The organism is Flavobacterium cheonanense, from assembly GCF_039539185.1.
Lineage (GTDB): Bacteria > Bacteroidota > Bacteroidia > Flavobacteriales > Flavobacteriaceae > Flavobacterium > Flavobacterium cheonanense.
The window spans coordinates 331,369-343,566 of record NZ_BAABCT010000002.1; the positions used below are offsets into that span (position 1 = coordinate 331,369).

General features: G+C 34.2%; 6 protein-coding genes. 4 read left to right on the plus strand and 2 right to left on the minus strand.

The annotated features are described in order from the left end of the window. Positions 1–65 precede the first annotated feature (65 nt). Both ABD766_RS04965 and pbpC read left to right on the plus strand, forming a co-directional pair. Positions 66–5,759 (plus strand): alpha-2-macroglobulin family protein, encoded by a 5,694-nt coding sequence (locus tag ABD766_RS04965; RefSeq protein WP_344815638.1) that lies wholly within the window; start codon positions 66–68, stop codon positions 5,757–5,759. Positions 5,760–5,878: 119 nt separating this feature from the next. Beyond that, complete coding sequence (gene pbpC, locus ABD766_RS04970; protein WP_344815639.1) at positions 5,879–8,254, plus strand: penicillin-binding protein 1C; 2,376 nt, start codon at positions 5,879–5,881, stop codon at positions 8,252–8,254. A gap of 62 nt (positions 8,255–8,316) precedes the next feature. Here the strand turns inward: pbpC and ABD766_RS04975 are convergent, their stop codons facing one another. Both ABD766_RS04975 and ABD766_RS04980 read right to left on the minus strand, forming a co-directional pair. Beyond that, positions 8,317–9,861, minus strand: coding sequence for an Rne/Rng family ribonuclease (locus ABD766_RS04975; RefSeq protein ID WP_298118363.1), 1,545 nt, complete (start codon positions 9,859–9,861; stop codon positions 8,317–8,319). Between the two features lie 378 nt (positions 9,862–10,239). Next, positions 10,240–10,533: an HU family DNA-binding protein gene (locus tag ABD766_RS04980; RefSeq protein ID WP_035127849.1), complete on the minus strand. Its 294-nt coding sequence runs from the start codon at positions 10,531–10,533 to the stop codon at positions 10,240–10,242. Positions 10,534–10,667: 134 nt separating this feature from the next. Here ABD766_RS04980 and mutY point away from each other — a divergent pair, with 134 nt between their 5' ends. Further along, positions 10,668–11,705 (plus strand): A/G-specific adenine glycosylase, encoded by a 1,038-nt coding sequence (gene mutY / locus ABD766_RS04985; RefSeq protein ID WP_344815641.1) that lies wholly within the window; start codon positions 10,668–10,670, stop codon positions 11,703–11,705. A 33-nt stretch (positions 11,706–11,738) separates the two neighbouring features. Next, positions 11,739–12,173: a single-stranded DNA-binding protein gene (locus tag ABD766_RS04990; protein WP_298304305.1), complete on the plus strand. Its 435-nt coding sequence runs from the start codon at positions 11,739–11,741 to the stop codon at positions 12,171–12,173. Positions 12,174–12,198 lie beyond the last annotated feature (25 nt).

The following is a 12,198-nucleotide window of genomic DNA, read 5'->3' on the forward strand; positions in this document are numbered from 1 at the left end:
AATTGAAAGTGTTAAAAATCATATTTTCAAGTCAAAAAGTTCTAACCAATAATTCCAAAAAACACATGAAAACCAGTAAGTTAATCGGTTTGTTTCTTGCAATCTTTGTATTGCATTCTTGTTCTAAAAAATCGGCTGCCGATTTTGATTCCGACTTCACTTTATACAAGGATTATATATCGAGTTTTTCTTCTGGTTTTGTATCGGTCAGTTCCGATATTCGTGTTCAATTGGCTTTCAATAAAAGTGATTGGAAACCTAATCAAGAATTAGACGAAGATTTGTTCGACATTTCTCCAAGTGTTTCTGGAAAAGTAGTGGCACTTTCTAATAATACCATTGCTTTTATTCCAAAAGACAAATTGGAACAAAATACGTTGTATCAAATTACACTACATCTTTCGCAAATCAATGATAAAACTCCCAAAGAATTGGAAGATTTTAAGTTTTCGATTAAAACCATTAAGCAAGATTTTATTGTCAATACTTTAGATTTACAATCGTATGATAGAGACACTTATTATTTGAACGGAACTATTAAAACAGCTGATAATTTATCATTTGAAGATGCTCAAAAATTGTTGAAAGCAACGCAAAATGGTGATGATTTAAAAATAATTTTCGATAAAGCTACAAGTACTTCAACGGAATTTAAATTTACTATTGACAAAATAAAACGTTTCGATGACGATAGTGAAATCACCATTGCTTGGGATGGCGATGATGCTGATATTGGGCAAGAAGGCGAAGTAAAATATCCTATTCCAGGTAAAAATCAATTCAAAGTTTTAGACATTAAAATTGGTGACGAAAACAACCAATCGTTATTGATAAACTTCTCCGATCCATTAAAAAGAGATCAAGATTTTAAAGGATTAATCGCAATTGAAAACACTAACAATTTGAAATTTGCCACAATGGGCAACGTTTTGAAAGTGTTTTTCAGCAATGAAGCCAAAAATTCTGAAGTAGATAAAGGAAATTCAACTGAAACTATCACCGAAAGTGTAACTGCGGTTGTTGATTCGGTAGCCGTTGCTGTTGACACTGCTGCTGTTGCAGTTGATTCGGCTGTAGCTTATGTTGCACCAGTAGTTGAAGCTGTTGAAGAAGAATCTAATATTCAATCTTTTGCCGGAACAAAACTAGTCGAAGTTTTTCAAGGAATTGAAAGCGAATACGGCTACAAAATGAAGCAAAATTATTCTGAAAAACTACAATTTGAACAAATAAAACCAGCTGTACGATTACTAAAAAGCGGAACGATTTTACCAAGTTCTAATAATTTAAAAATTAATTTTCAAGCGGCCAATTTGAATGCTGTTGATGTAAAAGTGTACAAAATTTACAAAAACAACATAATGCAATTCTTGCAAAATAATGAACTTAACGGAACTCGAAATCTGAAACAAGTTGGACAATCAGTCGCCAAAAAAACCATCGAATTAAAACAAAACAACCTTCTAGATTACACCAAATGGAATACCTATGCTTTAGACATTTCTAAAATTGTAACTCCAGAACCAGGTGCGATTTATCGTGTAGAATTTTCATTCAAAAAGAAATATTCACTTTACAAATGCGGAAATGAAACGCCAAATAACGAAGAAGAAAATCAAGATTCTGAAGAAGAAAATGAAGACGACGTCAATTATAGCGGCAACAATTACGATTATTATTACTACGAAGAAGATTATGATTACAGAGAAAGTCTTGATCCTTGCACCGACTATTATTATTACAACAATACGACCATTGGAACCAATATTTTAGCAACCGATTTAGGTGTAATTGCGAAACGTGGAACAGATAAATCAGTGACAATTGCAGTTAGTGATATCGTTTCTACTGATCCTGTTTCGGGTGCAACCGTAACTTTATACAATTACCAACAACAAAAAATTGCCGATTCGAGCACTGATGGCGATGGAATGGCTTCATTTCAATTAGAAAAAATTGCCTATTTCGCTATTGTTACCAAAGGTGACCAAAGCACTTACGTGAAGTTAGACGACGAATTGTCTTTATCTGTAAGTGATTTTGATGTTTCAGGCGAAACTTTGCAAAAAGGTTTGAAAGGCTATTTATATGGTGAGCGTGGCGTTTGGCGTCCAGGCGATACGTTGTATCTGTCATTCATTTTAAATGATAACGCCAATAAATTACCCGAAAATCATCCGATAAAAATTAGAGTAAATGATCCCAGTGGAAAAACCGTGTATCAATCGGTTCAAAAAGGAACGGCTTTAAGTCATTATAAATTCATAGTTCCAACGCAATCAAGTGCTCCAACAGGAAATTGGGAAGCGGTTGTAAGTGTTGGTGGCGCTCGTTTTTACAAAAGTTTGAAAATTGAAACTATTAAACCTAATCGTTTAAAAATTAAAAATAGTTTCAACGATGCAGTTCTTTCTACAAGCAAAAGCAATGTCAATAACATACAAGTATTGTGGCTTCATGGTGCTGTAGCAAAAGATTTAAAAACGGAAGTTCAAGCTAAATTCTCACAACAGATTACAACGTTTAAAGGATTTGACAAATACGTTTTTGACGATCCAACAAGAAGTTTTTCAACTGAAGAAATCAATATTTTTTCTGGAAAAGTTGATGGAAATGGTCGTGCATCCATCCCGATAAAACCAACATTGCAAGGTCAAGCGCCAGGAATGTTGAAAGCTGCTTTCATCACAAAAGTTTACGAACAAGGTGGAGATGTTTCAACCGATGTAGCTTCAACAACTTATTCTCCATACCAAACCTATATTGGTGTAAAAGCTCCTGAACCTAACAAATATGGTTTATTAGAAACCGGAAAAGCCAACCGATTTGATATTGTAGCCGTTTCAGAAAATGGAAAACCAAAATCAGTTCAGAATTTGGATGTTCGTATTTATAAATTAGAATCACGTTGGTGGTGGGATGCTTCCAATGATAATTTGTCGAATTATAGTTCGTCAACCTCAACAATTGCCTACAAAAACTTTAGAGTTTCAACTGATTATTCAGGAAAAGCAAGCATTTCGTTTGTGGTTCCAGAAAACGATTGGGGTAATTATTTAGTTCGTGTTTCCGATCCTAATGACGGTCACGCAACAGGAACAAGAGTTTATATTGACTCGCCTTATTGGTCAGCACGTTCTAAAAATGAAGATGGAAAAGCCGCGACAATGTTACGTTTTTCAACCGATAAAGAGAAATATGCTGTTGGTGAAACTGCCAAAATATTTTTCCCATCAAGTGAAGGTGGAAGAGCTTTAATTTCTGTAGAAAACGGAACTAAAGTCGTGAAAACGCTTTGGGCAAAAACCAAAAAAGGTGAAACTTCTGTCGAATTACCAATTACAAGTGAAATGGCACCAAATGTTTACATAAATGTAACTTTACTACAACCTCACGCATCTACTAAAAACGATTCGCCAATAAGAATGTACGGAATTGTCCCAATAGAAGTTGTCGATAAAAATACGGTTTTGGAACCACAAATTTCGATGCCAGATGTGCTTCGTCCGGAGCAAACGGTAAATGTAAAAGTCTCCGAAAAACAAGGCAAAGCGATGACTTATACAATTGCTGTAGTTGATGAAGGTTTGCTGGATTTAACGCGTTTCAAAACTCCAAATGCTTGGGATAATTTCTATACTCGCGAAGCATTAGGTGTAAGAACTTGGGATATTTATGATGATGTAATTGGTGCTTATGGCGGAAAAGTAAATCAGGTTTTTGCCATTGGTGGTGATGCCGATTTAGGTGGCGGAAAAGCTAAAAAAGCCAATCGTTTCAAACCAGTGGTGATGTATTTTGGTCCATTTGAATTAGGAAAAAGTGATTCTAAAACGCATCAAATTAAACTTCCAAAATACATTGGTTCGGTTCGTACGATGGTTGTGGCTGCCAATAAAGAAAATAGTGCATACGGAATGGCTGAAAAAGCTACACAAGTAAAAAGTCCGTTGATGGTTTTGGCTTCGTTGCCACGAAAAATTTCTCCTTCTGAAAATGTTACGATTCCTGTTACGCTTTTTGCAACAGAGAAAAACATTAAAAATGTTACACTTCAAATTAAAACAAATAATGCTGTAAGAGTTCTAGGAAAAGCAAGTCAAATTGTAAAATTCACAGAGCCAGACGAAAAAATGGCGTATTTCAATTTAAGTGTTGGAAATGTCACAGGAATTGGAAAAGTGCAAATCATCGCCACATCAGGTAAAGAGAAATCTACTTATGATGTTGAAATTGATGTGATGAATCCAAATCCAATAACCACAACATACACTGATATTATTATTGAACCAAATAGTTCTAAAAAAATATCTTGGGATTTATTTGGAGTAACCGGAAGCAATAAATCTAAAATGGAAGTTTCATCGGTTCCAACGGTAGATTTCAGCCGAAGATTGGATTATTTGATTCAATATCCGCATGGTTGTGTAGAACAAACTACATCGTCTGTTTTTCCACAATTGTATTTGAATGATGTGATGGATTTAGACGCCACTTACAAACAACGAATTCAGAAAAATGTAACGGCAGGAATCCAAAAGTTAGGAAATTTCCAAGTTGCGAATGGCGGATTTGCTTATTGGCCAGGAAATGCAGAAGCAGACGATTGGGGAACATCTTACGCAGGACATTTCTTAATTGAAGCAGAGAAAAAAGGATATGTTTTACCAATTTCTTTCAAAAATAAATGGATTTCTTACCAGAAAAAAATGGCAAAACAATGGCGTTTTGAAAAACAATATGGTAACGATTTTGCACAAGCCTATCGTCTCTACACTCTTGCTCTTGCAGGTTCAGCCGATTTAGCTTCGATGAACAGACTTCGTGAAACGGTTGGAATTTCTAACGAAAGCAAATTGCGTTTGGCTGCAACTTATGCAATTATCAAACAAAATTCGGCAGGTTTGGCCTTATTGAGCAAATCAATGATTGACGAACAAAACGAAGATGGTTACTACTATTATTATGGTTCGAACGAAAGAAATCGTGCCATGGCTTTAGAAACTTTGGTGTTGTTATGTCAAAAACAAAAAGCATTTTCAATGGCAACCAAATTGGCTAAAAATCTTTCAAGCAACCAATGGATGAGCACACAAACAACTGCTTACGGATTGTACGCGATGTCAAAATTTGCTCAAAGTAATGGTAGTAAAGGCGTTTCTGTTCAATATACAAATGGCGGAAAATCAGTTGTAATCAATACGAATAAAACTGTTGCACAAAGAAATTTAGCTTTAGTTTCAGGTAATAATTCGGTTACGATTAAGAACAACAAGAATAACACCATATTCGTTCGTGTCTTGAATAGCGGAATTCTTCCAGTTGGAAAAGAAAATGTTGTTCAAAACAACTTATCAGCGAATGTGGTTTTCAAAGACCGAAAAGGCAAAGCAATATCGGTAACTAAAATCGCTCAAGGAACCGAATTCATTGCAGAAGTTACGCTAACCAATCGTAAAAATGAACGAGTAGAAAACATTGCGCTTTCGCAAATTCTACCTTCAGGATTTGAAATTGTAAATACAAGATATACTGAATTTGGAGAATCAACTTCCAATATTGCAGACTATATCGACATTCGTGATGATAGAGCCAATTACTATTTTAGTCTTCGTGGTGGCGAAACAAGAACGTTCAAAATCTTATTAAACGCTTCGTATTTAGGTAAATATTACTTACCAGGATTACAATGTGAAGCTATGTATGATAATGAATTCTTGGCTCGTACTAAAGGTCAATGGGTTGAAGTGGTGAAGTAATTTTTTAAACACAAAAGACACAAAGAAAGCAAAAGAAATTTCTAACTTTCTTTGTGTCTTCTATAATTCTAAATCTGAAAAGTTAAAATCTTTTGTGCCTTTTGTGGTTTAAAACAAAAATGAAACAAAAACTCCAAGCGTTTCTTCAACGCATTTTAAAATACATTAAAACCAACAAAAAGAAATCTGCAATTGCATTTATTCTTCTTGTAGTTTACTATTTTTCTCTGCCAAGAACACTTTTTGAAGAACCTTATTCTACCGTTATTGAAAGTAGTGATGGCGAATTATTAGCTGCCAAAATTGCTCGCGATGGGCAATGGCGCTTTCCTTCAAAAGATAGTATTCCTGATAAATTTAAAAAATGTATTGTCTATTTTGAAGACGAACATTTCAATTACCATTGGGGTTTTAATCCTGTGGCGATGGTCAAAGCTATTCAACAAAATCAAAGCGCAGGAAAAGTTGTTCGTGGCGGAAGTACTTTAACACAACAAGTGATTCGTTTGTCTCGTAAAAATAAAAAACGTACCTACTTTGAAAAAGTAATCGAAATTATTCTTGCCACTCGATTAGAATTTCGTCATTCTAAAGAAAAAATTTTAGAATTATACGCGGCACACGCACCTTACGGCGGAAATGTTGTTGGACTCGAAATGGCGTCTTGGCGTTATTTTGGTGTTCAATCTCATCAATTGTCTTGGGCAGAGACGGCTACTTTGGCTGTTTTACCGAATGCTCCAAGTTTAATTTATCCTGGTAAAAATCAACAGAAATTACTCAAAAAACGCAATACTCTTTTATTGAAATTATACAACGAAAAAGTTATTGATAAAATGACGTATCAGTTATCAATTGAAGAACCGTTGCCTCAAAAACCTTATAATGTTCCGCAAATTGCACCTCATTTATTGCAGCGAGTTGCAAAATCTGACGAAGGAAAACGTATCAAAACTACAGTTGATATTTCGTTGCAAAATCGTGTAAATCATATTGCTGCATATTATTACAATCAATATAAGCAAAATGAAGTTCACAACTTGGCAATTATGGTAATTGATATTCAAAACAGAAACGTAATTAGCTATGTAGGAAATGCTCCAACAGATAAAGATCACGACAAAGATGTTGATATTATTTCGGCACCGAGAAGCACTGGAAGTATTTTGAAACCCTTGCTTTATGCATCGATGTTAGATTCGGGCGAACTTCTTCCTAATACTTTGGTTGCTGATATTCCAACACAAATTTCGGGTTATGCACCGCAGAATTTTAATCTGACTTTTGATGGCGCAGTTCCGGCACAACGAGCTTTGTCGCGTTCGTTGAATATTCCGGCAGTTTTGATGTTGCAAGAACACGGCGTGAATAATTTTTATGAATTACTACAAAAATTCCAACTGAAAAACATCAATAAACGACCAGATCATTATGGATTATCGCTCATTCTTGGTGGTGCCGAAAGTAATCTTTGGGATTTGTGTAGAACGTATGCTAATTTATCTTCAACCGTAAATCATTTCAATAAAACTAAAGGAAAATACCGAAATAAAGAATTTACCGAGTTGAATTACACAAACGGATTTGAACAAGATTATGGCAATGAAACCAACCAAAAACCCATACTTGGAGCAGGTTCTATTTACTTGACTTACAACGCTATGAAAGAAGTTAATCGACCTGAAGGCGATGAAGCTTGGCGTTTTTACGATTCGTCATTAGATATTGCTTGGAAAACAGGAACCAGTTTTGGAAATCGTGATGCGTGGGCAATTGGAACCAATTCGAGATATGTCGTTGGCGTTTGGGTTGGAAATGCTTCAGGTGAAGGACGACCACAATTGACAGGCGTTGATAGCGCAGCTCCAATATTATTTGATGTTTTTAATTTATTGCCACGAAAAGCGTTCTTCAGTCCGCCATTAAATGATTTAGAATATGCCGATGTTTGTACCAAAAGTGGTCATTTAGCACAAGATGATTGCCCGAAAACGAATCAGCTGATTCCTAAAAACGGTAAAAAAACCAGTATTTGTCCGTATCATAAATTGGTGCATTTGGATGCCTCACAACAATATCGAGTAAACAGCAGTTGTGAAAATGTAGATAATATTGTCACCAAAAAATGGTTTGTTTTACCGTCAGTTATGGAATGGTATTACAAAAGTCAGCATATAGATTATATGCCATTGCCACCATTTCGCACCGATTGTCAACAAACGCAACAAGTGTCAATGGATTTTATTTACCCAAAAACGAACAGCAAAATTTATCTCACCAAAAACTTTCAAAGTAAGGTACAACCTGTAATTCTAAAAGTAGCGCATTCCAACAAAGAAGCCAAACTTTTTTGGTATGTTGACAACGTTTACAAAGGCGAAACCCAAACGTTTCACGAAATGCAAATTGAAGCCAACACCGGTTTTCATTACATCACGGTTGTAGATGAATTTGGTAATGAAATTAATAGAAAGGTCGAGTTTGTGAGGGATTAACTTATTTAATTCGAAAATAAAAAGCACAAAAAAACCGCCAATCTTACGAAAGGCGGTTTTTCTTATTTAATTTCTTTTCCTTGATTATCAAAAAAATGATATTCTAGGTACGTGTAAGCGTCACGAGGTATGATTTTCACCCATTTTTTATGTTCAAAGAACCACTTTGAACGTATTGATGGAAAACCTTTTTTAAGGTATGCTGCCACGAAAGGATGAACATTAAGTTTTACTTTCTTGTGGTCTTTCATAATTTTTTCAAGTGAAAAAGTAATCTTATCTATAATTTGGATTGGCGCATCTACATCGCTACTCAAATTATTAGGATTTTCTTCCCTTGTTTCAATATTTACTTCTGGTCTTACTCTTTGTCTAGTAATTTGAACTAATCCAAATTTACTTGGTGGTAAGATCTTGTGTTTGGCTTTATCATCTTCCATTTCTTCTTTCAAGAAATTGTATAGCACTTGACGGTTTTCAGGATTTTGCATATCGATAAAATCGACAACAATAATTCCGCCCATGTCGCGAAGTCTTAACTGACGTGCAATTTCTGCTGCGGCAATCATATTCACTTCTAGAGCAGTATCTTCCTGATTGGTTGCCTTGTTAGAACGGTTTCCGCTGTTTACGTCGATAACGTGAAGCGCTTCTGTATGTTCTATAATCAAATAAGCTCCTTTACTCATGGAAACTGTTCGCCCGAATGAGGTTTTTATTTGACGCTCTATATGATATTTCTCAAAAATAGGAAGATCTTTATTTTGATAAAGCTTCACCATATTTTGTTTTGAAGGTGCTATTTCGGCTATATAGTCCTTCGTTTCTTGGTACAACTCTTCATCATCTACTTGAATACCTGTGAAAGTATCGTTGAAAATATCTCTAAGCATTGAAGAAACTTTGTTAAGTTCTCCTAACACTTTAGAAGGATGATGAGCAGTTGGTAATTTCTTACACATTGCAAGCCACCTATCGTTTAGGTTTTGCAAATCTTTTTCTAGTTCGGCTGTTTTTTTGCCTTCTGCTACTGTTCTCACAATAACACCAAAACCTTTTGGTTTGACAGCTTGTACCAATTTTTTCAATCGGTCTTTTTCGGCTTTGTCTTCTATTTTTTGAGAAACAGAAACTCGGTCAGAAAAAGGGACAAGAACTAAATACCTACCAGCAAAAGAAAGCTCAGAGCTAATTCTTGGTCCTTTGGTAGAAATTGGTTCCTTAACCACTTGCACTAAAACAGATTGATTGGCGCTCAGAATATCTGAAATGGCACCATCTTTATCAATCTCTTTTTCAAACTGAAAGTTTTTTAGGGAGAAATCTTTTATTTTACCTGCGCTTACAAGTTTAATGAATTTCAAATAAGAAGCTAACTGCGGACCCAAATCATGATAATGTAAAAAGGCATCTTTTTCGTAGCCAACATTTACAAAAGCAGCATTTAATCCGGCAACAGGTTTCCTGATTTTGGCAATAAAGATATCACCTACAGCAAAACTGTTCTTTTTTTCTTCTTCTTTGTGTAATTCAATTAGTTTTCCATCTTTTAATAAGGCAAAATCTACAGCATTGTCATCCTTGCGAATGATTAATTCTTTATTCATGTTGTAAATTTTTATCCAAACTTTTTGGTTTCGGGTTTCGGGTTTCGGGTTTCGGGTTTTTCAACTCGCAACTTTCAACTTTCAACTCGCAACTGAAATGTTAGGATGGATTAAACATTTTTTACAGGTTTTTACCCGGTGAATTTTAGTTGGCAGTAGCAGTTTTCAGTTAGCAGACTGCTTACTGTGACTGAATACTGATTACTAATCTTCATTTTCAATGAACGTTTAAAAAGAAAAAAGTAGTTTAAAACTACTTTTTCTTTTTGTGTCGGTTAGCTCTCGCTCTTTTTTTACGTTTGTGCGTCGCTACCTTATGTCTTTTTCTTTTTTTACCGCTTGGCATAGGTTGATTTTTTGTGATTAATAAATAAGTTTTTAAACTGCTACTTCAGTTTTAGTTTTTACTCCTTCAACAAATACTTTTGCAGGTTTAAATGCAGGAATATTGTGAGCAGGAATTTTAATTGTAGTATTTTTTGAAATGTTTCTACCAGTTTTTTCAGCTCTAGTTTTGATGATAAAACTACCGAAACCTCTTAAATAAACGTTATCTCCATTTTCTAAAGAAGTTTTTACTTCTTCCATTAATGCTTCAACCGTTGATTGAACATCACCTTTTTCAAGTCCTAATTTTTCTGAAATTTTCGCTACGATGTCTGCTTTCGTCATTTTCTTTCGTATTTAATAATTATGTGTATTTTTTTTGAGAGTGCAAATATAGGAATTAAAAAAACAATATTTCAAGGATAATTGATTAAAATTTAATTACATAAAGTTATACTTTTGTTAATCTTAAAATTTATATGGAATTTTCTAACTCATTATTGCATTGGTATTTACAAAATAAACGCGATTTACCGTGGCGAAACACCAACAACCCTTATCCTATTTGGCTGTCTGAAATTATGTTACAACAAACTCGTGTAGCACAAGGAATGCCTTATTTTTTATCGTTTATGGAAGCTTTTCCTACTGTTTTTGATTTGGCAAAAGCCGATGAAGAGCAAATTTTAAAACTTTGGCAAGGTTTGGGGTACTATTCACGAGCAAGAAACATGCACAAAACTGCACAAATTATAGCTTTTGACCTCAACGGAAATTTTCCAAATAACTATAATGACTTATTAAAACTTAAAGGAATTGGCGAATATACTGCTGCTGCAATAGCATCTTTTGCCTTCAACGAAGTTGTTCCAGTAGTTGATGGAAATGTTTATAGGGTTTTAGCAAGATATTTTGATGTTGAAACCGATATTGCTTCGAGTTCGGCTAGAAAAGAATTTACTGCTTTGGCGAAAGAATTGATTCCGAATGATAATCCAGCACTATTCAATCAGGCAATCATGGAATTTGGAGCTTTGCAATGTGTTCCTAAAAATCCTAATTGTGAAATTTGTATCTTTAATAGTAGTTGTGCTGCTTTACAAAAGAAAAAGGTTGCTGAACTTCCTGTAAAATTGAAGAAAACTAAAGTTACCGATAAGTTTTTTAACTATTTGATTTTCTTAGATGATTCTGAAACAACATTAATCAATAAAAGAACTGAAAAGGGAATTTGGCACAACTTATATGAATTTCCGATAATTGAAACTGAAAATGAAATGGATTTTGATGTTTTGTCTAAGTTAGTCCATGAAAACTATTCTGATTTAGAAATTAAAGACATTTCAATTTATAATGATAATCAGATTATTCACAAATTATCACATCAAAAACTGCATATTAATTTTTATAAAGTTGAAGTTTCAAATAAATTAATGAATGGAATTAGCTTGAATTCCTTAAGAAATTATCCATTTCCGATAGTAATTTATAATTTTATTGAGAAATATTCTATTTAATTTGTAATTTTGAATTTCTCAAATTATTGAATTATGAACGGAACATTGAATAAAGTTATGCTAATTGGTCATTTAGGTGACGATATTAAGATGCATTATTTTGAAGGAGGAAACTGCATTGGGCGTTTTCCATTGGCGACTAATGAAGTTTATATCAATAAATCTACCAACGAAAAAATCACTTCTACGGAGTGGCACAATCTTGTAGTTAGAAATAAAGCTGCCGAAATTTGTGAAAAATACCTTACGAAAGGTGATAAAATATATGTTGAAGGCAGAATCAAATCGCGCCAATGGCAAGCAGAAGATGGTTCAACAAAATATACTACAGAAATTCAAGTTACAGAATTTACCTTTTTGAATGTGAAAAAAGATACTGAAGGCAATAAACAAATTTCAGGATCTGAACCTAAAAGCGGTAACTTTGACGCACCTAATTCGGCTATCGAAAACGACATGCCTTATTAATTATGTTTAACTAATTTAATTTAAT